General features: G+C 72.5%; 17 protein-coding genes and 2 tRNA genes. 5 read left to right on the top strand and 14 right to left on the bottom strand.

All coding sequences use genetic code 11. The features are described from left to right. Positions 1 to 519: 519 nt before the first annotated feature. Positions 520 to 1,506, bottom strand: coding sequence for a DNA polymerase III subunit delta (holA, locus tag CG740_RS29160; RefSeq protein ID WP_100578265.1), 987 nt, complete (start codon positions 1,504 to 1,506; stop codon positions 520 to 522). Between the two features lie 92 nt (positions 1,507 to 1,598). Between holA and CG740_RS29155 the strand changes: the two genes are divergently transcribed. Continuing rightward, a complete protein-coding gene (locus CG740_RS29155; protein ID WP_234376535.1) occupies positions 1,599 to 1,847 on the top strand; it encodes a hypothetical protein in 249 nt (82 codons plus the stop codon). A gap of 139 nt (positions 1,848 to 1,986) precedes the next feature. Here CG740_RS29155 and CG740_RS29150 read toward each other — a convergent pair whose 3' ends face one another. Continuing rightward, positions 1,987 to 2,874: a YceI family protein gene (locus CG740_RS29150; RefSeq protein WP_100578263.1), complete on the bottom strand. Its 888-nt coding sequence runs from the start codon at positions 2,872 to 2,874 to the stop codon at positions 1,987 to 1,989. Positions 2,875 to 3,183: 309 nt separating this feature from the next. Here CG740_RS29150 and CG740_RS29145 point away from each other — a divergent pair, with 309 nt between their 5' ends. Continuing rightward, positions 3,184 to 3,645 carry a pyridoxamine 5'-phosphate oxidase family protein gene (locus CG740_RS29145; RefSeq protein ID WP_100578262.1) on the top strand — a complete coding sequence of 154 codons (462 nt, stop codon included), beginning with the start codon at positions 3,184 to 3,186 and terminating at the stop codon, positions 3,643 to 3,645. Between the two features lie 81 nt (positions 3,646 to 3,726). On the opposite strand, the gene CG740_RS29140 is transcribed toward CG740_RS29145, so the two are convergent. The 5 genes from CG740_RS29140 to leuS form a co-directional block, all read right to left on the bottom strand. After that, positions 3,727 to 6,408, bottom strand: a complete 2,682-nt coding sequence (locus CG740_RS29140) for a ComEC/Rec2 family competence protein (RefSeq protein ID WP_199846610.1) — start codon at positions 6,406 to 6,408, stop codon at positions 3,727 to 3,729. Then, positions 6,405 to 7,478 carry a ComEA family DNA-binding protein gene (locus CG740_RS29135; protein WP_100578261.1) on the bottom strand — a complete coding sequence of 358 codons (1,074 nt, stop codon included), beginning with the start codon at positions 7,476 to 7,478 and terminating at the stop codon, positions 6,405 to 6,407. Before CG740_RS29135 ends, CG740_RS29140 begins: the two co-directional genes overlap by 4 nt. 187 nt (positions 7,479 to 7,665) lie before the next feature. After that, complete coding sequence (locus CG740_RS29130; RefSeq protein WP_100578260.1) at positions 7,666 to 8,511, bottom strand: DegV family protein; 846 nt, start codon at positions 8,509 to 8,511, stop codon at positions 7,666 to 7,668. Positions 8,512 to 8,768: 257 nt separating this feature from the next. Further along, positions 8,769 to 9,506 (bottom strand): hypothetical protein, encoded by a 738-nt coding sequence (locus CG740_RS29125; protein ID WP_100578259.1) that lies wholly within the window; start codon positions 9,504 to 9,506, stop codon positions 8,769 to 8,771. Positions 9,507 to 9,626: 120 nt separating this feature from the next. After that, complete coding sequence (gene leuS / locus CG740_RS29120) at positions 9,627 to 12,500, bottom strand: leucine--tRNA ligase (protein WP_100578258.1); 2,874 nt, start codon at positions 12,498 to 12,500, stop codon at positions 9,627 to 9,629. A 438-nt stretch (positions 12,501 to 12,938) separates the two neighbouring features. Here leuS and CG740_RS29110 point away from each other — a divergent pair, with 438 nt between their 5' ends. Then, positions 12,939 to 14,234 carry a hypothetical protein gene (locus CG740_RS29110; protein ID WP_234376534.1) on the top strand — a complete coding sequence of 432 codons (1,296 nt, stop codon included), beginning with the start codon at positions 12,939 to 12,941 and terminating at the stop codon, positions 14,232 to 14,234. Between the two features lie 28 nt (positions 14,235 to 14,262). Beyond that, a complete protein-coding gene (locus CG740_RS29105) occupies positions 14,263 to 15,822 on the top strand; it encodes an NADH-quinone oxidoreductase subunit NuoF family protein (RefSeq protein ID WP_100578257.1) in 1,560 nt (519 codons plus the stop codon). 72 nt (positions 15,823 to 15,894) lie between these two features. Here CG740_RS29105 and CG740_RS29100 read toward each other — a convergent pair. Next, positions 15,895 to 15,967 (bottom strand) — tRNA-Ala (locus CG740_RS29100). Positions 15,968 to 16,087: 120 nt separating this feature from the next. Here CG740_RS29100 and CG740_RS29095 point away from each other — a divergent pair. Beyond that, entirely contained in the window at positions 16,088 to 17,314 is a 1,227-nt protein-coding gene (locus CG740_RS29095) for a glycosyltransferase 87 family protein (protein ID WP_234376533.1), read from the top strand. Here the strand turns inward: CG740_RS29095 and CG740_RS29090 are convergent. The 6 genes from CG740_RS29090 to CG740_RS29070 all read right to left on the bottom strand — a co-directional run bounded on the left by CG740_RS29090 (position 17,283) and on the right by CG740_RS29070 (position 21,241). Continuing rightward, the gene (locus CG740_RS29090; protein ID WP_053726163.1) at positions 17,283 to 17,516 is read right to left on the bottom strand and encodes a hypothetical protein; all 234 of its coding nucleotides are present in this window, start codon (positions 17,514 to 17,516) and stop codon (positions 17,283 to 17,285) included. The genes CG740_RS29095 and CG740_RS29090 overlap by 32 nt on opposite strands. Positions 17,517 to 17,518: 2 nt before the next feature. Next, positions 17,519 to 17,689, bottom strand: coding sequence for a hypothetical protein (locus CG740_RS40470; RefSeq protein WP_199846609.1), 171 nt, complete (start codon positions 17,687 to 17,689; stop codon positions 17,519 to 17,521). A gap of 320 nt (positions 17,690 to 18,009) precedes the next feature. Next, a tRNA-Ala gene (locus CG740_RS29085) sits at positions 18,010 to 18,082 on the bottom strand. 112 nt (positions 18,083 to 18,194) lie between these two features. Further along, positions 18,195 to 18,848 (bottom strand): histidine phosphatase family protein, encoded by a 654-nt coding sequence (locus CG740_RS29080; RefSeq protein WP_100578255.1) that lies wholly within the window; start codon positions 18,846 to 18,848, stop codon positions 18,195 to 18,197. After that, the gene (gene rsfS, locus CG740_RS29075; RefSeq protein WP_100578254.1) at positions 18,845 to 19,282 is read right to left on the bottom strand and encodes a ribosome silencing factor; all 438 of its coding nucleotides are present in this window, start codon (positions 19,280 to 19,282) and stop codon (positions 18,845 to 18,847) included. The genes CG740_RS29080 and rsfS overlap by 4 nt, the downstream gene beginning before the upstream one ends. Positions 19,283 to 19,489: 207 nt before the next feature. After that, positions 19,490 to 21,241 carry an LCP family protein gene (locus CG740_RS29070; RefSeq protein WP_100578253.1) on the bottom strand — a complete coding sequence of 584 codons (1,752 nt, stop codon included), beginning with the start codon at positions 21,239 to 21,241 and terminating at the stop codon, positions 19,490 to 19,492. Positions 21,242 to 21,278 lie beyond the last annotated feature (37 nt).

Below are 21,278 nucleotides of genomic sequence, written 5' to 3'. Positions count from 1 at the left end.
ACTTGAGCCGAACTGGAACAGCACCGACCGGACCGCCCGGAACCGCGTTCCGGTACGGGGCGGCCCCCTATGGGGAGTCCCCCCTGCTATCTATCGCCGGGCAGCCCACGGCGACGACGCCAGACGGCAGGACCGCGAGGACCCACACGACCGACCCACGCCCACACGCACCCTACGAACAGGCACCCGGCAAGAAGACAGCCCACACCCAGGCCGCCTCTCAGGGGCGCGAGGAACTGCGCGAACAGCCCACGACCACCCGCACCGAACCACCAACAACACGCGGCCGAGGGGGACAGCAGGGCCCAAGCCAAGCGCCCCCCAGGGGCGCGGGGAACTGCGCGAACAACCCACGACCACCCGCACCCTACGAACAGACAGCGAAGGGTAAGCAGGGCGCAGCCCAAACCCCCCAGGGGCGCGGGGAACTGCGCGAACAACCCACGACCACCCGCACCGGACGACCAACAGCAGGGGGCGGGGGCGAAGCCCCGGGCTCAAGGGGGCCAGCGCGTCGTGCTAGCGCCCCGATCGTGCCGCCCGCGCAATGGCGACGACGGCCTTCTCCAGGGCGTACTCGGGATCGTCCCCCCCGCCCTTCACCCCCGCATCCGCCTCGGCCACGGCCCGCAGGGCCAAGGAAACCCCGTCCGGTGTCCAGCCCCGCATCTGCTGCCGCACCCGGTCGATCTTCCACGGCGGCATCCCGAGCTCCCGCGCGAGATCCGCCGGCCGCCCACCCCGTGCGGAAGACAGCTTCCCGATCGCCCGTACCCCCTGCGCCAGCGCGCTGGTGATCAGAACCGGCGCGACCCCCGTGGACAGCGACCAGCGCAGCGCCTCCAGCGCCTCCGCGGCCCGCCCCTCCACCGCCCGGTCCGCGACGGTGAAGCTGGACGCCTCGGCCCGCCCCGTGTAGTAGCGCCCGACGATCGCCTCGTCGATCGTGCCCTCCACGTCCGCGCACAGCTGCGACACCGCGGAGGCCAGCTCCCGCAGATCGCTGCCGATGGCGTCGACGAGCGCCTGGCACGCCTCGGGCGTGGCCGAACGCCCCAGCGCCCGGAACTCCTGCCGTACGAACGTGAGCCGCTCGGCCGGCTTCGTCGTCTTGGGGCACGCGACCTCGCGCGCCCCCGCCTTGCGGGCCGCGTCGAGCAGCCCCTTGCCCTTGGCACCGCCCGCGTGGAGGAGTACCAGCGTGATCTCTTCGGCGGACGCGTCGAGGTACGCCTTCACGTCCTTGACCGTGTCCGCCGACAGGTCCTGCGCGTTGCGGACGACGACCACCTTCCGCTCGGCGAAGAGCGAGGGGCTGGTCAGCTCGGCCAGCGTGCCGGGCTGCAACTGGTCGGAGGTCAGGTCACGCACATCGGTGTCGGAGTCGGCGGCCCGGGCGGCCGCCACCACCTGCTGCACGGCTCGGTCGAGCAGCAGGTCCTCCTGGCCCACGGCGAGCGTGACGGGGGCGAGCGGATCGTCGGTGGAATTCTTCCTGGTGGCCATCGCCGTCCAGCATCCCACGGGCCACTGACAGCGCCCGTCCGCCGGCTCCCCCGCTGCCCCGCGCTCCGCCGGGCATGTCGGAGAATGGCCAGGTGAACGATGTGACCCGACACGTACTGGTGCTCCCGGACCGCGATGCCGCCGAGGAGGTGGCCACCGAGCTGACCGACCTGTTCGGCCTCGCCGAGGAGCCCCAGCTGGTCCGCGACGCCCTGGCCGGCGAGGACGACGCGGAGGACGCGCAGTGGCTCGTCGTCCTGGACGACCCCGACGCCCGCCTGGACCCGAAGGCCCTGGACACCCTGGTCGCCGAACACGACGGCTGGCTCGAATCCCCCTGACCCGCCACGGGCCGCGCCCCTGGTCGCCGCCCGACCGGGGTCAGCCCGGCCGCCCCCTTGCCGGAGCCATCAGCCCACCCACCCACCGGCCGGCGTCAGGCCGCCCACCGGCCGTGGTCAGCCCACCCACCGGCCGGGGTCAGGCCGCCTTCGGCACGACCTGGATGTCGAGGTCGATCGAGATCGACGACCCGATCGCCGCGATCCCCCGCGCCAGCATGGTCTGCCAAGTGAGCGTGAAGTCCTCGCGGTGCAGCTCGGTGCTGGCCCGGCAGGCGCCCCTGGTCTCGCCGCCGAGCCCTGTCCCCAGGCCCAGGTACTGCGTGTCCAGCGTCACCGTACGGCTCACACCGTGCAGCGTGAGGCCGCCGATGATGGCCCACCGGCCGCCGCCCCGGTGCACGAAGCGGTCGCTGTAGAACTCCATCGTCGGATAGCTCCCGACGTCCAGGAAGTCGCCCGAGCGCAGATGGTCGTCCCGCATGCCGACCCCGGTGTCGATGGACGCGGTGTCGATGATGACGTGCATCGCCGACCCCTCCATGCGCTCACCGATCCGGATGGCTCCGGCGAACGTGTTGAACCGGCCGTGGATCCGGGCCAGGCCGATATGGCTCGCGGTGAAGCCGATCTGGGAGTGCGTCGGGTCGAGTTCCCACTCGCCCGGGTCCGGCAGCGAGGGCGGGGCGGCGACCTGGAGCGTGACATCGCCGAGCGCCGTGAGTCCGCTCGCGGGGACACTGGCGCTGCCGTGGAAGGGGGTGTAGCCGTCGGCGGTGACAGCCAGCCGGTACTCGCCCGCCGGAACCGTCGTGATGAGCGTGCCGAACGGGTCGGTCTCCCCCGCCACGATCTTGCGGCCCGAGGCATCGCTGACCACGTACTCGGCCCGCTGGACGGGCTCGCTGACGGGGTCGAGCACACGACAGCTGAGCACGCCCGCGGTCGGCGGGACCGAGAGGCCGGCCAGGGGCCCGGAACGAAGTGGAGAACTGGTCGAGCTCTTGCCGAACCAGCGGCTGAACACTGTGCACGCACCCCCGTGCGAAGAAGTTGCTGCCGGGCCGCGCAGGGGGCAGACATCCTCGTCCGTCCTCGCCACAGCAGGACTGCGACCCCTTGACGAAGACGCATTCGATCACTGTTGTGCCGTTCGAGGCAAACGTGGAGCCTGGGCACTGCTGAGGCACCTGTCACCAGAGGCCCGAATTGGCCATTCCGCTTGTGTGCGCCGAGCCGGCCCTGTCCCGGCCGTCCTCCACTCCGACCTGGGCCGCCGGACCTAGGTCCGGCGCCCGAGGTGCCCGGCCCCCAAAACCCCCTAGCGTTCCGGGACATGACGACACATGAGCCTGCCCGCAGCCCCGAACAGCGCAAGCAGGATGTCCTGACCCGCCTTGAAAAGGACGCGGACGCCTGGATCGCGACGGCCTCCAGCTCCGGGGAACCCCACCTCATGCCTCTCTCCTTCGTCTGGGAACACGACTCCCTCCTGATGTGCACCCGGAGCACCAACCCCACCCTGCGCAACCTGGAGTCCGGCAACCGCACGGTGCAGGTGACGCTCGGCCACACCCGGGACGTCGTCCACATCACCGGCACCGCGACGGTCTTCCCGTCCGGCGAACTGCCCACCGCCTCGGCGGACGCCTTCGCCGCCAAGCTCATCTGGGATCCGCGCGACAGCGGCCCCTCCTACGCCTACTTCCGTGTCGTCCCCCAGCGCATCCAGGCCTGGCGCGAGCTCAACGAGATCCCCGGCCGCGACCTGATGAGCGAAGGAGCCTGGCTCGTCTGACGCTCAGCAAGTCCCTTCGTCCGCCGGTGACTTGACGGCAGCGGGTGTCTTGGGCAGCCGACCGGACGCCGCTCCTGCGCGTCACGGGCCCCTCCCCCGCGGCACGGCCCTCAGCGATTCGCCCACCCCCGTGACCGCGATCGCCCCGTCCACGTCCGTACGCAGCACCGCCGCTCCCCGTGCCCGCAGTACGGCGACGGTGCCGGGCGCGGGGTGGCCGTAGCGGTTGCCCCGGCCCACCGAGATCAATGCCAGCCTCGGACGTACGGCTCTGAGCAGCGCGGGCTCCTGGTGCGCCGAACCGTGATGCGCGACCTTGAGGACATCCACCCGTCCGAGCCCCGGGTTCCCCCGCAACAGGGCCTGCTGGGAGGGCGGTTCGAGATCTCCCGGCAGCAGCAGGGTCAGCCCGGCAGCGGTGTGGACGAGCAGGGTCACACTGGCGTCGTTCGGCCCGTCCGCGACCAGCACCGGCCCCGGCCCTGGCCCCGGCAGCGGACTCGGCCCGTCCGGGACCAGCCCCGGCAGCGGACTCGGCCCTGGCACCGGCCCCGGCCCCGGAAGACCCGCTCGCCGCGTCGGCGGTGGCCACAGCACCTCCCAGGAGAGCCCGCCAAGGGCCCGCCGCTCGCCGTATCCGGCCGTCACCACGGGCACGTCGCCCACAGCGGCGGCGCGCCGGACGAAGGCGGCCTGGTCGGGCGGCTCCGCGAACCCCGTCGTCTGGATCACCCCCACCGAACGACCCCGCAAGACCCCGGTGAGGCCCCCTACGTGATCGGCGTGGAAGTGGGTCAGCAGCAGCAACGGGACGCGTTTCACGCCGAGTTCGTGCAGGCATCGGTCCACCGCCAGAGGCTCCGGCCCCGTATCGACCACCACCGCCGATCCCGCTCCGGCGGCAATCACCGTGGCGTCCCCCTGCCCCACATCGCACATGGCGTACGACCAGCCCGGCGGCGGCCAGCCGGTGACCAGCCTGGTCAGCGGAGCGGGCCGCACCACGGCGAGCAGAACGAGAAGTGCGAGCGCGGCGGCCGCCCAGGGATACCGGGGCAGTCGGCGGGCGATGAACACCGCGACCCCGGTGACGAGCGCCAGCAGCAGTCCCCCGCGCCAGCCGCCGGGCCACTGCGACTGCGCCCCGGGCAGCGCCGCTCCGGTACGGGCCACCGATGCGATCCACCCGGTGGGCCAACCAGCGCACCAGGCAAGGAACTTGGCGGCCGGCATCGCGATCGGGGCCGTGGCGAGTGCGGCGAAGCCCGCGACCGTGGCCAGTGCCACGGCCGGCTCGGCCAGCAGGTTGCAGGGCACGGCAACCAGACTGACCCGCTCCGCGAACACAGCCACCACCGGCGCACACACGGCCTGCGCCGCCCCCGCCGCGGCCAGCACCTCGGCGAGCCGGTCAGGCACCCCGCGCCTGCGCAGTGCCGCGGCCCAGCCGGGCGCGATCGTGAGCAGTGCCCCGGTCGCGAGGACCGACAGCAGAAAGCCGTAACTGCGGGCCAGTTCGGGCGCGTACAGCACCAGGAGCAGTACGGCGGCGGCCAGAGCCGGGATCAGCGATCGACGCCTGCCGGTGGCGATGGCCAGCAGGGCGACCAGTCCGCACGCCGCGGCTCGCAGCACGCTCGGCTCCGGGCGGCACACCACGACGAAGGCGAGCGTGAGCGCCCCACCCAGCAGGGCGGTCGCCCGCAGGGAGATGCCGAGCCGCGGGGCGAGGCCGCCCCGCTCGGCGAGCAGGGCCCGCCCCGGCGCCCCGACCAACAGCGCCAGCATGATCGCCAAGTTGCTCCCGGACACGGCCATGAGGTGCGTGAGATCGGTCGCCTCGAAGGCGGCCTTCAACTCGGGCGTCACTCGCGAGGTGTCACCGACGACCAGGCCGGGCAGCAGTGCCCGCGCGTCCGGCGCCAGCCCGCCGGACGCCGTGCGCAGTCCCGACCTCAGCCCACCGGCCAGCCGCTGTACGGCAGTTGGCGCCCCCGTGACGCGGGGCGGGCCGCCCGGCGCCTTCAGTACGGCGGCGACCGCTCCGTCCGCCGGTGCGAGCCGCCCGGTCACCCGCACCCGGGTCGAGGGCAACAGGCCCTGCCAACTCGCAGGCGCGATCACCAGGACCGGCGTACGGACCAGCGCGGTCCCGCTGCCCGGCCCCAGGACCCGTTCGACCTCCGCGTCCACCGCGAACGAAGGACCGCCCCAGCCCGGCGACCGGGTCGCCCGCGGATCGGCGCGCACCACCAACTCCACGGTGGCATAGCGGTATTCGGCCGCGAGCGCGGGCAGTGGCCCCCGGCGCGCCTCGGCGGCGTGCAGCCCGCCTGCCACGATCCCGGCGGCCGCACAGACCAGCACCGCGGCCACCGCGCCCCGGTACCGCCAGATCCCCTGATCGGACCGGCCGCCCGGCTCCGTCACACCGTCTCCGTCCGCGTTCACCTCCCCATCCCCATCTCCGTCCTGCCCCCCGTACTCGGCCCCGTCCGGCTCCCGTCGCACCCCCGCCTTCACATCCGCCAGCCACCGCGCGAGCGCTCGGCCGGCCGTCGGCGCCACTAGCACTCCGGCCACGGCGAGGCACAAGACCATTCCCCAACCGGCTACATCCGCCGATGCGTTGACCGCCGCAGCCGTACCGGCCCACGCTCCGAGCGCGGGGCCGACCAGGCGCAGATCCGTCGGGCCCTCCCGGAAGGGGTTGGCCGCGCCCAGCCGGTGGCCGGCCTCGGCGTGGACGTCGGGGCGGATCACAACCGCACCAGAGGCTGGAGGTCGTTGAACCGCCGCTCGCCGATCCCATTGACCTCGCGCAGTTCATCGACGGAGCGGAAGCCGCCGTGCTGGGCCCGGTAGTCCACGATGTGCCGCGCGAGCACCGGGCCGACGCCGGGCAGCCCGTCCAACTGGTCCACCGAGGCGGAGTTGAGACTGACCGGCCCGCCCGCTCCGCCGACGGGGCCGGCGCTTCCGGCCTCGGCACCGGGCCCGACCGGAGCCCCGCCCGGCATCCCGGCCAGCACCTGCTCGCCGTCCGCGAGTGGCCGCGCCCGGTTGAGGCCCGTCAGATCCGCGCCCTCGCGTACACCGCCCGCCGCGGCCAGCGCGTCGGCCACCCGGGATCCGTTGGGCAGCCGGTAGATCCCGGGCCGCCGCACCTTCCCGCCCACGTCCACCACGAGCACTCCCACCGGTGACGGCGCCGCGTTCGCCACCGGACGGGGTGGCGCGTCGGTGTTCTCGCCTCCGCTCCCGGAGCCGTGGGCCGCCCGCCTTCCCGCGGTCGCAGGCGGGGACCCCGACGACCCCGACGGTGCAGGCTCAGCCCCGTCGACCAGTTCGGGAGCGCGTACGGACTGCGGCCGCCCGGTCCAGAAGTGATGGACGGCGAACCCCGCCGCGACCACCAGCACCACGCACAGCGCGGCCAGGCTGCGCGGCGCGAGCCCGCATCTCGACTGGGCCCACAGCGGAAGCCGCTCCCGCACGGCCGCCCCGATCCGCGCACGTACACCGGGAGCGGGGAAGGTGGCGCTCGGGGGGAGGTCGGCCGACGTCTCGGGCAGGACCGAAGGCGGGGCCGAAGGCAGGCCCGAAGGCGGAGCCGAAGAGGGCGTGGCGGCCGGATCCGGCGGTGGGGCCGCCGTGCCCGGCGGGGACGGCAGGAAGAGCGCGTCCGCGCGCCTGCGTGCGCTCAGGACTGATGTGTGAGCCGGGGCGGCGCGACCCCGGCGGCCGTGGCCGTGGTGGGTACGGATGCGGCCGTCCGAGCCGGGGGCCCGGCCCGGTCCGCTCGTGGCGGTGCGTGGTGATCGGATTGCCATGTCACGATACGTTAGGCACCCGGACCCCGGCCCGCTGAGCACCCTCAATTTCCGTGGAAAACCGGCCAGTTGTGGATAACTCGGCCACCCGCAAGAGGGAGTTGCGGGAGCTGTTGAGTGAGCTGAGGAGGGTGCGGAGGAGGGGATGCTCCGGATCGGGAGGCCCTCGCCGGGCTCCCGGGCTCGTTCAGCGCGGAGAGACGATGGCGCCCAGCAGTCCCGGTCCCGTATGCGCACCGATCACCGCTCCGACCTCGCTCATGTGCAGGTCGACCAGGCCCGGCACCCGCGCCCGCAGCCGGTCGGCGAGCGCGGTGGCGCGGTCGGGTGCCGCGAGATGGTGCACGGCGATGTCGACCGGGCTGCTCCCGGCCCGCTCGACCACGATCTCCTCCAGGCGTGCGATGGCCTTCGAGGCGGTGCGCACCTTCTCCAGCATGTCGACCCGGCCGCCGTCGAGCTGGAGCAGCGGCTTGACCGCGAGGGCCGAGCCGAGCAGGGCCTGCGCCGCCCCGATCCGGCCGCCCCGGCGTAGATAGTCCAGGGTGTCGACGTAGAAGAAGGCGGAGGTGGCGCCGGCCCGCTTCTCGGCGGCGGCCACCGCTTCGTCCAGGGTCCCGCCCGCCTCGGCGACCTCAGCCGCGGACAGCGCGCAGAAGCCGAGGGCCATCGCGACCATGCCGGTGTCGACGACCCGTACCGGCACCGGCGCGTCCTTGGCGGCCAGTACGGCGGCGTCATAGGTGCCGGAGATCTCGGCCGACAGATGCAGGGAGACGATCGAGGTCGCCCCCGCCTCGGCGACCTTGCGGTAGGCGGCCGCGAATACCGCCGGGCTGGGCCGGGAAGTGGTGACGGGGCGTCGTTTCTGCAGGGCGATCGCGAGGGAACGGGCCGAGATCTCGGTGCCCTCTTCCAGCGCCTGGTCCCCCAGGACAACGGTCAGTGGCACTGCGGTGATGTGGTGCCGCTCCATCGTCTGCGGCGGCAGATAGGCCGTGGAATCGGTGACGATCGCGACATGGCGGGACATGAGCGGGAGGTTACCTGCCGAGGGCGTCGCGCGGCAGTCCGGCCCCGGGGCAATGATCAGTTCGGGTCAGCCCGCGGGGCCCTGTTCCCGTGCCTTGACCTGGTGTTCGCCGTCGCCGACCAGGACATCCAGGGCATCCGGACGGGCACCCGCGGCGGCATCATGAGCTCGCCGCATCCGGACGGGCATCCACGGAGGCGCCATCAGCTCACCGCTTCGAGGCCGGCCGGCGTGCGTCATCGGTCACGGGTGCTTGGTCAGCTGGTCGCCTCGGGACGGGGCGCCTTCTGCCAGGGGTAGGTCACCGGCTGCTGGGTCGGGCCTATCGCCTGCGGTGCCTGGACGTGCGGTGCCTGGTCCTGCGAGGTCCGGGGCTGCGCGGTCCGGGCCTGCGGTGCGGGGTGGCCCGGAACGTCGTCCCCGTAAGGGTTTTCACCCGTCGTGGGGCCCTTGACCGACCAGTCCCGCAGGGCACCCGACTCCATCTCGATCTGCTGGCTGAGCGAGGCGAGATCGTCGTCGGCGAACTGGCGTGCCCGGTCGCGGGCCGCCCAGCGCAGCGAGTCCGCGGAGTGCGTGATCCGCTCGGTGCGCTCGCGGAGCTCCGGCATCCGCTCCGCGACCTTGCGCTTGTCCGGCTCGCGCTCCAGCCGCCTCAGCTCGTCGTCCAGTTCGTGGCCGTGCCCGCTGAGCCGCTCGAACAGGGCGAGCGACTCCTTCAGGGATTCGTCCTCGGCCAGCCGGGCGTGCAGCGCCTCCTGGGTCGCCCGCATCGAGGTGCGCAGCGAGAGCCTGAGCTGGGCGAGCTGGCCGGCGACACCGGGCTGGCCGACGCTCTTGGCCCTCAGCGTGGTGTCCTCCACCGTCCGCCGCGCCTGGGTGACCGTGTGCTCCACCCCGCGCTTGGCGGCGCCGACCACCTTGACCGTCACGTACACGCCGAGCGCCACGAAGGCGACGAACAGCAGCGCCATGATCAGGATCGCGGCTTCCATGAACGTCCCCTCGGTCGGTCGGCATCGTCCCCTCCACCGTAAACGGAACGGGCAGGCCGTGGGTTCCCGCGGAACCCCCAACCTGCCCGTAGGGGAAAGCCCCCGGTGCCGCTTCGGCCCTTACGCGGGGACGATGTTCACCAGCTTCGGCGCGCGCACGATGACCTTGCGGATGCCCGCGCCGTCCAGCGCCGCGACGACGCCCTCGTCGGCCAGCGCCAGCTTCTCCAGCTCGTCGTCGGAGATGCCGGGCGGCACCTCCAGGCGGGCCTTGACCTTGCCCTTGATCTGGACGACGCAGGTCACGGCCTCGTCCACGACGTACGCGGGGTCGGCGACGGGGAAGTCGCGGTGCACCACGGAGTCGGTGTGGCCCAGCTTGCGCCACAGCTCCTCGGCGATGTGCGGGGCCAGCGGGGCGATCAGCAGTACCAGCTGTTCGGCCACCGGCCGGGCCAGCGGGCCGCCCGCCTTGGTCAGGTGGTTGTTCAGCTCGGTGATCTTGGCGATGGCGGTGTTGAAGCGCAGCCCCGCCAGGTCGCCGCCGGCTCCGTCGATCGCCTTGTGCAGGGCGCGCAGCGTCGCCTCGTCGGGCTCGGCGTCGGTGACGGTGACCTCGCCGGTCGCCTCGTCGACGATGTTGCGCCACAGCCGCTGCAACAGCCGGTACTGGCCGACGACCGCGCGGGTGTCCCAGGGGCGCGAGACGTCCAGCGGGCCCATCGCCATCTCGTACAGGCGCAGGGTGTCGGCGCCGTACTCGGTGCAGATCTCGTCCGGAGTGACCGCGTTCTTCAGGGACTTGCCCATCTTGCCCAGCTCGCGCTTGACGGGCTCGCCCGCGTGGAAGAACTTGCCGTCGCGCTCCTCGACCTCGGCGGCCGGCACCGGGAAACCGCGGCTGTCCCGGTAGACGTACGCCTGGATCATGCCCTGGTTGTACAGCTTGTGGAACGGCTCGGCCGACGAGATGTGACCCAGGTCGAACAGGACCTTGGACCAGAAGCGCGCGTACAGCAGGTGCAGTACGGCGTGCTCGGCGCCGCCGACGTAGAGGTCGACACCGCCGGTGGGCATGCCGTCGCGCGGACCCATCCAGTACTGCTCGATGGCGGGGTCGACCAGCTTGTCGCTGTTGTGCGGGTCCAGGTAGCGCAGCTCGTACCAGCAGGAACCCGCCCAGTTGGGCATGGTGTTGGTCTCGCGGCGGTACTTCTTGACGCCGTCGCCCAGGTCCAGCTCGACGTTGACCCAGTCCTCGTTGCGGGACAGCGGGGTCTCGGGCGAGGTGTTGGCGTCGTCGGGCTCGAAGGTGCGCGGCGAGTAGTCGTCGACCTCCGGCAGCTCCAGGGGCAGCATCGACTCGGGCAGCGAGTGGGCGATGCCTTCCTCGTCGTAGACGATCGGGAAGGGCTCGCCCCAGTAGCGCTGGCGGCTGAACAGCCAGTCGCGCAGCCGGAAGTTGACGGTGCCCTCGCCAATGCCGCGCTCGGTCAGCCAGTCGGTCATCTTCGCCTTGGCCTCGACGACGCCCAGGCCGTCCAGCGAGATGTCGGCGCCAGCGGAGTTGACCAGCTTCGCCTCGTAGGAGCCGAAGGCGTCGTCCCACGTCGAGGCGTCGGTGCCGCGGTCGTCGTCGGGCTGCACGACGCAGCGCATGGGCAGCTCGAAGGCGCGCGCGAAGGCGAAGTCGCGGGTGTCGTGCGCCGGGACGGCCATGATCGCGCCGGTGCCGTACCCCATCAGTACGTAGTCGGCGATGAAGACGGGAACCTTTTCGCCGCTCACCGGGTTGGTGGCGAACGCGCCGGTGAAGACGCCGGTCTTCTCCTTGGCGTCGGCCTGACGCTCCACGTCCGACTTGGCCGCGGCGAACGCGCGGTACTTGGCCACGGCCTCGGCCGGGGAGGCGTGGCCGCCCGTCCACACGTCGTGGGTGCCCTCGGGCCAGGCGGCCGGGACGATCGTGTCGACCAGCTCGTGCTCGGGCGCCAGGACCATGTAGGTCGCGCCGAACAGGGTGTCCTGGCGGGTCGTGAAGACGGTGATCGCGTCGGTGTCGGTGACCTCGAAGTCGACGCGGGCGCCCTCGGAGCGGCCGATCCAGTTGCGCTGTTGCAGCTTGATCGCGTCCGGCCAGTCCAGCGCGTCCAGGTCGTCGATCAGACGGTCCGCGTAGGCGGTGATCCGCATGTTCCACTGGCGCAGCTTGGACTTGAAGACGGGGAAGTTGCCGCGCTCGGAGCGGCCGTCGGCGGTGACCTCCTCGTTGGCCAGGACGGTGCCCAGGCCGGGGCACCAGTTGACCGGCGCGTCGGAGGCGTACGCCAGGCGGTACTCGCCCAGGACGTCGGCGCGCTCGGCCTCGCTCAGCGCGGCCCAGGCGCGGCCGCCGGGGACCTCACGGCTGCCGTCCTCGAACGCGGCGACCAGCTCGGCGATCGGGCGGGCCTTCTGCGCGTCGGCGTCGTACCAGGAGTTGAAGATCTGCAGGAAGATCCACTGGGTCCACTTGTAGTACTCCGGGTCGATCGTCGCGATCGACCGGCGCTTGTCGTGGCCCAGGCCCAGCCGGCGCAGCTGGCGCTTCATGTTGTCCATGGCGGCCTCGGTCGACACCCGCGGGTGCGTGCCGGTGGCGACCGCGTGCTGCTCGGCGGGCAGGCCGAAGGCGTCGAAGCCCAGCGTGTGCAGCACGTTGTGGCCGGTCATGCGCTGGTGGCGGGCGTAGACGTCGGTGGCGATGTAGCCCAGCGGGTGGCCGACGTGCAGGCCCGAGCCCGAGGGGTACGGGAACATGTCCATGATGAACTTCTTGGGCCGCGCGGCGACCGCCGGGTCACCGGCCAGGTCGCCCGTCGGGTTCGGCGCCGCGTAGGTGCCGTCGGCGTCCCAGAAGTCCTGCCAGCGTGCCTCGATGTCGGCGGCCATGGCCGCCGTGTAGCGGTGCGGCGCGGCCGTCTCTGCGGCGGCAGCGGTATTCGTCTCGCTCATGTCCTCAAAGCTCCATCGATCGTCTCTGCCAGCGGTTACGAGCGTTCGTCCGTCGATCCGCCATCGAATCGCCAAACGAAAAAACCCCTCGCACAGGAGGGGGCGCCGCGCCGAGTCCGACCGGATCTGTTCATCGGTCGGGAGTGTTCAGCGCGGCTCGCTAAGCAGAAGGCGTACGGCACGCATGGCGTCAGGGTACCGCAGGCCCCGCAAGGGCCGCACGGAGTGTCCGTGGGGGGTGCCGCGGTGCATACCGGTGGGGCCCGCACATGCCCCCGGGGGGTGCCCGGGGGGTGCCCGGGGGGTGCCCGGGGGCGAGGTTACTCCGCGTACCGCCCTCTTCTGGGGCAACCGCTCAAACCCCGTACCGGCTGGTATGGGGCGACCTAGCATGCCGCCACGGGACCGCTTTGCCGAACCATTCGGAGTCGCCCCACCATGAAACCTCGCAATCCGCTCCACCCGCTCCGCCCGCGCCAGAACACCGCCCGGGGCCGTCCGGCCCGCAGGGGCGGGCTCTCCGCCGCCGCACTGGGCCGACCGGCCCGTAGAGGCGGACTCTCCGCCGCCGCACTCGGCGTCGTCGCCCTGCTCATACCGCCGCTGGCGCTCCTCTCGTCGGGCGCCCTGCGCGCCGCCCTGGACTTCACCGCCGGCGTCCTGTCCCTGGTCTCCCTGACCGCCTCCGTCGCCTGGGGCCTGCTGGCCACCGACCGCCTCTTCCTCACCCCGCGCGACCGCCTCATGGCGCAGGCCGTCCACCGCGCGACCGCGGTCGCCTCCATCGGCTTCCTGGTCCTCCACGTCACCGTCAAGATCGCGCTCGGCCATGTCGGCCTGCTCGGTGCCGTGGTCCCGTTCGGACTGGGCACGACCGGTGCGTCCGGCCTGATCGGCTTCGGGTCGCTCGCCGGCGTCCTGATGGTCCTCACGGCCGCCACGGGCGCGATGCGCAGCGCCTTCGCCACCCCGGGCCGCATCGCGAGCCGCTGGCGCGCGGTGCACATGCTGGCCTATCCGGCCTGGTGCTCGGCGCTGGTGCACGGCCTGTACGCGGGCCGCCCACCGGCCGGCTGGGTCGTCGCGATGTACGCCCTGAGCCTGGCGGGAGTCGCGGGCGCGCTGGCCGTACGCGCGCTCCCCCGCCCGGTCAAGCGCCGCATCGCCGCCCGGCTCGCCGCCGTCCGCCCGCGCCCGGAGAGCGAGCGGCCGGAGCCCGCCGTGCCGCCGCGGCCCACGACACCGCCCTCGTTCGAGCCGTACGAGGCGCCGGGCTCGGATGGTGCGCCGGGTGCGCCGGGTGCGCCGGGTTACGGGCAGTCGGCCTTCGAGCCGCCCTACGAGCCCTTGGGCGCACCCTCTTATGAGGCTTGTGAGGCGTATGAGGAGCGGCAGACGCGGCCACTGCGTGGTGCGCAGGCCGCCGACGAACTCCTCGAAAGGACACGGCAGTTCGAGCAGCCGCGCGCCCTGTACGAGCCGCCGCACGAGGCCCCTCCCCGCTATCGTCCGGCCGCAGGCCAGGAGGTACGCGGCCACGCGGGCACCGGCATCTCGGCGGGCTACCGCGCGGTCTCCCTGGCTCCCGCCGCGCCCCCGCCCTCCCGCTGGCCCGCGCCCGCGCCGCGTCCCCCCGAGCCGCTGCCCGCCCCCGCGCCGTCCGCGCCCTACCAGCCGCCGGCCGCCGGCGAGCCCTGGCATGCGCAGCCGGGTTCCTCGGGGGAACGCCCGTGACGGTGCCCGCAACCGCAGGAGTACGACCATGAACACGCCCCTCCCCGATGTTCCCGAAGTCCGCGTCGTCGGCCTGCCCCATCTGACCGCGGGCTTCGACCTCGTCGAGCGCCTGGCCCTGCCGATGCACCTCAAGGTGCACGGCCCGCTGAAACCGGTCGACGGCGAACGCCTCGCCCAGCTCGCCGACGACATCGCGCTCAACGGCCGCGGCGGCGCCGGTTTCCCCTTCGGCCGCAAACTGCGGGCGGTGGCCTCCGCGGCGATCCGGCGCGGCATACGCCCGGTCGTCGTCGTCAACGCGAGCGAGGGAGAGCCCGCCTGCCGCAAGGACACCGTCCTGGTGTGCCGGGCCCCCCATCTCGTCCTGGACGGCGCCCTGCTGGCCGCCGAGGCCCTCGGGGCCCGCACGCTGGTGATCGCCGTCACCCGCGATTCGACCGAGGCCTCGGTGCGTGCCGCCCTCGATGAGCGCGGCCTGGCCGACAAGCGCAGTTCGCCCTTGCGCGCCCGCGTGGTCCGCACCCCCGAGCGCATGGTGTCCGGCGAGGCCTCCGCCGTGATCCGGGCCGTGGACGGCGGGCCCGCCCTGCCGCCCGGCCGCCGCGAGCGGGCCGCCGAATCGGGGGTCGGCGGCGCCCCGACGCTGCTCTCCAACGCCGAGACCTTCGCGCAGCTCGCGGTGGCCGCCCGGATCGGCCCGCGCCGCTTCTGCAACACCGGCGAGCCGGGCGAACCCGGCACGGTCCTCCTGACGTTGTCCGGGGCGGTGGCCCGCCCGATGGTGGTCGAGGTCCCCACCGGAGTGCCGCTGCGGTACGTCCTCCAGCTGGCCGGGGCGCCCGCGCTGCCCCAGGGCGTGCTGACCGGCGGCTACCACGGCAGCTGGCTGAACTCGGTGGCCGCCCACGACGCGGCCGTCTCGCGCGCCTCGCTCTCGGCGCTCGGCGGGGCCCTCGGGGCCGGCGCCATCCTGCCGATCGGGCCGGGCACATGCGCGCTAGGCGAGGCGCTTCGAGTGGCGGAGTGGCTCGCGGCGGAAACGGCGGGCCAGTGCGGCCCGTGCAGGCTGGGCCTTCCGGCCGCGGCCGGCGGACTCGCCGATGTGCTGAACGGCGGCGGCCCGGCCGCCCTGGAGGCGCTGCGCGAGGTGACGGGTGCGGTGAAGGGCCGCGGCGCCTGCAAGCACCCCGACGGCTCGGCCCGCTTCCTCGCATCCACACTGGCCGCGTTCACGGACGACCTGGCGGCCCATGTGCTCGGCGGGGGCTGCGGCCGGCCCACGGTCGGTGTGCTGCCGCTGCCCGCGGTGGGCTACCGCGAGGAGGGCGTGCCGAGCGGCGAGAAGGTGCTGGTGGACTGGACGCTGTGCGAGGGCCACGGGCTCTGTGCGGACATCGTGCCGGAGCTGATCCGGCTCGGCCCGGACGGCTACCCCCTGGTCGCCGACGCCACCGTGCCCATGCATCTGCGGGGGCGCGCCCAACGGGCCGTGCGCCGCTGCCCGGCGCTCGCGCTCCGGATCGAGCAGGCCCCGGCCGCGCTCCCCCAGGCCAGCCGCAAGGCCCTGGGCAGCGGCCGGAGTTGACCGTTTTCGATCACAAGGCAGGCACAACAAGAAGGCGGGCCATCCGAATCGGACGGCCCGCCTTCTTTACTGTGGAGCTAAGGAGAATTGAACTCCTGACCTCCTGCATGCCATGCAGGCGCTCTACCAACTGAGCTATAGCCCCTTGTTTGCTTCTTTGTCGTCCGGTTTCCCGCGGCGACATCGAGAACATTACACGGTCACCCCGGTGCTTCACCAAATCGGTTTCCGTTCTGTACGGAGAAGGGCGGTAACGTCCACCTTCGTGACCGTGAAGGTGCTGGTGCACACCGCTGCCCGCTTCCCCTCCGCCCGCCGCCCCGTGCCGCTCGCGGCCGCCGTCTGCCTGCTGTCCTTCGCGGCGTTCTGGGCCGCTCAGCGGGCCGCGGGGGTCTCGATGATCGACCTGCTGGTCTACCGCGCCGAGGGCCAGACGGTGCGGGCCGGCGCCGACCTCTACGCGATGCGCGCCACCCGGGCGCAGCTGCCCACCACCTACCCGCCGTTCGCGGCCCTGCTGTTCACCCCGCTCACCCTGCCCGGCATCCCCGAACTGCGGACCCTGGCTACCGTCGCGAACCTGGGGCTGCTGGTCGCGCTGGCCGAGCTGTCGCTGCGGCTCGCGGTCCCTGGCCGGCCCGGGGCCCCGCTGTGGATGCGCCGGCCCGGGGCCGCGCTGTGGATCGCCGCGCTCGCCGTCTGGTGCGAGCCGGTGTGGACCACCCTGCGCTACGGCCAGATCAATCTGCTGCTCGCGGTCGCCGTGCTCTGGGACCTCACCCGCGAGCGGGGCGACCGCCGGGCGGGCACCGGTATCGGCCTCGCCGCCGCGCTGAAGCTCACGCCCGCGCTGTTCGGGCTCTTCCTGCTGATCACCGCCGTCATCCGAAAGAGGAGCGGCGCCGGGAACTTTCCGCTCGCCGTCACCATCAGGGCCGCCGCGGTGTTCTGCGCGGCCACGGCGGCGGCCGCGATGGCGCTCCCCCACGACTCGCTGCGCTTCTGGACGTCGATGGTGTTCGAGGCCGGCCGGGTCGGCCACGCCGAGGACACCGCCAACCAGTCGCTGCGCGGGGTGCTGGCCCGGCTGTTGCACACCGGCGAGCCCGGCCCGTGGTGGACGGCGGCCGCGGTCGTCGCGGCGGTGCTCGGTCTCGCCGTCGCCGTACGTGCCGAACTGCGCGGGGAGCGGGCCCGGGCGGCGACGGCCTGCGCGGTGACGGCGCTTCTGGTGAGCCCGGTGTCCTGGTCGCACCACTGGGTGTGGTGCGTGCCGGTGGTGGTGCTGCTCGTGGCCGAGAGGTCGCGCTGGGCGCTGCTCGGCGCCGTCTTCTGCCTGTACGCGCTCTGGTGGGTGCCGCATGGCACGAGCCGGCCCGAACTGGCCCAGAGCGGCGGCCAGATGGCGCTCTCCGCGCTCTATACGCTGGCGGGGGTGGGTTTCCTCGTGCTCGCGGCGCTCAGGCCGTCGCGAAGGAGTAGAAGCGCTTGAGGGTGCAGTGCGCTTCGAGGAGTCGGCCGTAGATCGGCTCGCCCTCAAGTTCCCGGTAGGTCTCGATCGGGTCGCCCTTTATGATCAGCGCCCGGGCGCATTCCTCGCACCAGTACTGATAGTCGGTGTTGACCGGATCCATGTCCCTGACGATGGGCGTACCACTGCCGCACCAGTCGCATTTCCGCCTGTGTGCACCCATGTTCAGCTCCAGCTGTGGCCGCAGGCCGTGCACACGTAGGACACTCCGCCGTTGTCGCCGAGCATCTGGGCGACGTGTGCGGAGCCGCAGGACGGGCAGCTCAGGGGGGCGCTGGAAGCCGAGGCGCGCGGTCCGCCGGACGACTGCGGGAATTCTTCGCGACTCGCGGGCATCGCGCGCTCCCTCCCGTTCGGTCCGTCGTCCCCCTCCGGCCGTCCCGATTCTGCCATGCCCTCGCAAGAGGGTCGGTGCCGTCACCGTACGAGATCGGACAGGCCGCCCAGGACGGACAGGACCGTCGGTGCGAAGGAGTGCTGCCGCGGCGCGCGGGCGGATGCGCGCGCCCCCGGACTCACCGGAGGACAGGGCTCCGCCGGACGCACAGTTCTGGCCACACAACCGGTTCTGTCCGGACGGCGGGCTTCGGCCGCACGACGAGCTTCGGCCGCACAACGAGAAGATCCCGCCCCCCTGAGGGGACGGGATCCGACTGTGGAGCTAAGGAGAATTGAACTCCTGACCTCCTGCATGCCATGCAGGCGCTCTACCAACTGAGCTATAGCCCCGCTGTTCGGCTTGTTCCCGCTTCTTCGGCGGTCCCTCGCTGCGAACAAGAAGAACTTTAGCCTGTGACCTGCCGGAAAGTGAAATCCGCCCGTCACCGCCTCTGAGCAGCGGTTAGTCGTCGTCGCCGAGGACCGGCTCGGGCAGTGTGCCGGCGTTGTGTTCCAGCAGGCGCCAGCCGCGCGCGCCCTCGCCGAGGACGGACCAGCAACAGTTGGTGAGGCCGCCGAGGCCTTCCCAGTGGTGCGCCTCCAGGCCGAGGAGGCGACCGATGGTGGTGCGGATGGTGCCGCCGTGGCTCACGACGACGAGCGTGCCGCCGTCGGGCAGCTTGTCGGCATGGCGCAGCACGACCGGGGCGGCCCGGTCGGCGACCTCGGTCTCCAGCTCGCCGCCGCCCCGGCGCACCGGCTCGCCGCGCTTCCACGCGGCGTACTGCTCGCCGTACTGGGCGACGATCTCCTCGTGCGTGAGCCCCTGCCAGGCGCCCGCGTACGTCTCCCGCAGGCCCGAGTCGTGCTCGACCGGCAGACCGGTCACGGCCGCCAGCTCGGCGGCGGTGGCGGCGGCCCGCTGAAGGTCGGACGCCACGATCGCGTCCGGCTTCAGCGCGGCCAGCAGGCGCGCGGCCCGATGCGCCTGGCCGATGCCCGTCTCGGTCAGCTCGATGTCCGTGGAGCCCTGGAAGCGGCGTTCCAGGTTCCAGGCCGTCTGGCCGTGCCTCCACAGGACGATGCGGCGGCCCCGGCCGCCCTTGGTGCCGTTCAGCTCAGCTCACCGTCCGTCTCGTCGGCGCCGGTCAGCGCGGCGTGCTCGGCCGCCTTGCCGCGGGTCTTCATGGCGTCGTCCGGGAGCGGCAGCTCGGGGCAGTCCTTCCACAGGCGCTCCAGGGCGTAGAAGACACGCTCCTCGCTGTGCTGGACGTGCACGACGATGTCGACGTAGTCGAGCAGGATCCAGCGGGCGTCGCGGTCGCCCTCGCGGCGCACCGGCTTGGCGCCGAGCTCCTTGTTGAGCCGCTCCTCGATCTCGTCGACGATCGACTTGACCTGGCGGTCGTTGGGCGCGGAGGCGAGTAGGAAGGCGTCGGTGATCGACAGCACGTCACTGACGTCGTACGCGATGATGTCGTGCGCGAGCCGGTCGGCAGCCGCCTGAGCGGCGGCGGTGATGAGCTCGATGGAACGGTCCGTGGCGGTCACAAGCAGGCTTTCGTCGGCGGTCAGATCGGATCAGATCGGTTTCCAGGATCTCACGGACCGCCGACAGCCCCGAAAGCATTGCTCCGGGGCCCTCACCCCGACGCCGCGCGGCGCTTCACTCCAGCGCCGCGCAGCCCTGCATTTCAGCACCGCGCGGCCCCTGGCTTCAGCGCCGCGCGGCCCCTCGCTTCAGTGCTCTGCGGCCTTTCACTTCGGCGCCTTGTAGTCCTTGCCGATCACGACCGACACGTCCGCGTTGGCGGCCGCACCGCCCTGTTTGACGGCGCTGTCCGGCAGGCCGAGCGTCTTGGCGACCTCGACGGCGTTCGCCTTCTTCGCCTCGTCGCCGTACAGGACCTGCGAGGCGGCCTGCGAACCGGCGCTTCCGGCGTCGATGAAGGTGTAGCCGCCATTGACGAGGGCGACCCGGGCGGCCTCGGCGGCCTTGCTGTTGCCGCTGGCGTTCTTCACCCCGACCCGCAGCGCGGAGCCCTGGTCCGCTCCGCCGCCCAGCTTGCCGCCGAGAACGTCCTTGACCACGCTGTCACTGGCCTGCTGGCTCAGGGTGCCGTCGGGCTGCACGGGCAGGAGCGCCGTCTTGTACGCGCCGATCTTGGCGTGCTCGGCGAGCTTGGCCAGGGAGGCGCCCAGGTCGCTCTCGGGCAGCGAGGGGTCGAGGATCTGCGCGAGCGTCTGGACGGTGATGGTGGCCGCCTTCGGGTCGTCGGAGATCTTGCGCAGCACGCCGTACATCACCGTGCCGAACCGCTGGAGCTGCTTGGTCTCGGCCTCGCCGGGGCCCCGGTAGGTGGCGTAGGCGACGGCCATCTGTCCGGTGAGGGTCTGGTCGTCGCCCTTCTTCACCAGCGGGTCGCCGCCCTGTTTGGCGCCGGGTACGTCGGTGTCCGTACTGATGTCGATGTTTCCGACGAGGTCGACGAGGTTCTCCAGGTACGGGGTGTCGAGCCGCCAGCTGCCGGTGATCTTGGCGCCGAGGAGGTTGGAGAGCGCGTCACGGGTGCCCTGCGAGCCGTCGGAGTCCACCGACTTGCCCAACGTGGTGCGGTTGCCGTCGTCGTCGGTCACGGCGAGCGTGTTGGGCAGCAGCACGGTGGTGCCCTGCTTGGTGGTCACGTTGTTGACGAGAAGCGCCGTGGAGGTGCCGCCCGCCTTGGTGTTGTGCAGGTGGACGACGATGACGTCCCGCTTCTGCGCCCCGACCGGGGCGGCCCCGTCCTTCGTGGAATCGGCGGACGACGAGAGGCCGGGAAGCTTTCCGGCGAACCACAGATAGCCGACGCCGCCCACCACGACCAGGACGAACGCCACGATGAGCGCCACGCCCCGCTTGCGTCCGCGGCGCTTGGCCTCCTCACGGCGTTCGCTGCGGCTCTCGGTGAACTTGAGCCAGTCGATGACGTCCTCGGAGTCCTCGTCGGGCTCCTCTATGAACGCGAACTCCTCGGTACCGGGGCCGCGTTCACCTCCCGCGGCCTTCCCGTCCCGGCGCTGCTGAGGCACCACGGGCGCGCCCTGCGGCTCCGGGTCCGGCGCGGGTTCCTGGACGGCGGGCTGCTGGGCGGTGCCGTAGTCGTGCCCGTAGCCCTGCTGCGGAAAGGCCTGGTTCTCCGTGAACTGCTGGTGCTGTTGGGACTGTTGGGGCTGTTGGGGCTGCTGCGCCTGCGCGGCCTGGTGCACCTGCTGGTCCGGCGACGGCTGCGGCGGCTGCTGCCCTGCCTGCTGCTGCCCGTACGGGTCGTAGGTCGACTGCTGCGGCACATAGGTCTGGTCGTACCCGTACCCCTGCTGCTGGGGCGGTTGCTGGGGTTCCTGCGGCTGGGCGTACGGGTCGTACGCCTGCTGCTGCGGCGGGACCTGCTGGTACACCGGCCGGCCGTACTCGTCGTATCCGACCAGCTGCACCTGGGGCGCATACGGGTCGTACTGGCGGTCGTTCACCGGTGGCCTTCTCTCACTCGCCGACGTACAGGCGGTA

The sequence above is a fragment of the Streptomyces sp. CB01201 genome (assembly GCF_002803085.1).
Classification (GTDB): domain Bacteria; phylum Actinomycetota; class Actinomycetes; order Streptomycetales; family Streptomycetaceae; genus Streptomyces; species Streptomyces hundungensis.
The sequence above is the reverse complement of the archived record's forward strand: the minus strand, read 5'-3'. Positions and strand labels throughout refer to the sequence as shown.

What these genes read in the sequence shown, in the direction of transcription:
- holA (WP_100578265.1), bottom strand. Translation starts at nt 1,506, where the DNA reads ATGGCCACCAGGAAGAATTCCACCGACGATCCGCTCGCCCCCGTCACG.
- CG740_RS29145 (WP_100578262.1), top strand. Translation starts at nt 3,184, where the DNA reads ATGACGACACATGAGCCTGCCCGCAGCCCCGAACAGCGCAAGCAGGAT.
- CG740_RS29135 (WP_100578261.1), bottom strand. Translation starts at nt 7,478, where the DNA reads ATGGCAATCCGATCACCACGCACCGCCACGAGCGGACCGGGCCGGGCC.
- CG740_RS29130 (WP_100578260.1), bottom strand. Translation starts at nt 8,511, where the DNA reads ATGTCCCGCCATGTCGCGATCGTCACCGATTCCACGGCCTATCTGCCG.
- CG740_RS29125 (WP_100578259.1), bottom strand. Translation starts at nt 9,506, where the DNA reads ATGGAAGCCGCGATCCTGATCATGGCGCTGCTGTTCGTCGCCTTCGTG.
- leuS (WP_100578258.1), bottom strand. Translation starts at nt 12,500, where the DNA reads ATGAGCGAGACGAATACCGCTGCCGCCGCAGAGACGGCCGCGCCGCAC.
- CG740_RS29110 (WP_234376534.1), top strand. Translation starts at nt 12,939, where the DNA reads ATGAAACCTCGCAATCCGCTCCACCCGCTCCGCCCGCGCCAGAACACC.
- CG740_RS29105 (WP_100578257.1), top strand. Translation starts at nt 14,263, where the DNA reads ATGAACACGCCCCTCCCCGATGTTCCCGAAGTCCGCGTCGTCGGCCTG.
- CG740_RS29090 (WP_053726163.1), bottom strand. Translation starts at nt 17,516, where the DNA reads ATGGGTGCACACAGGCGGAAATGCGACTGGTGCGGCAGTGGTACGCCC.
- CG740_RS40470 (WP_199846609.1), bottom strand. Translation starts at nt 17,689, where the DNA reads ATGCCCGCGAGTCGCGAAGAATTCCCGCAGTCGTCCGGCGGACCGCGC.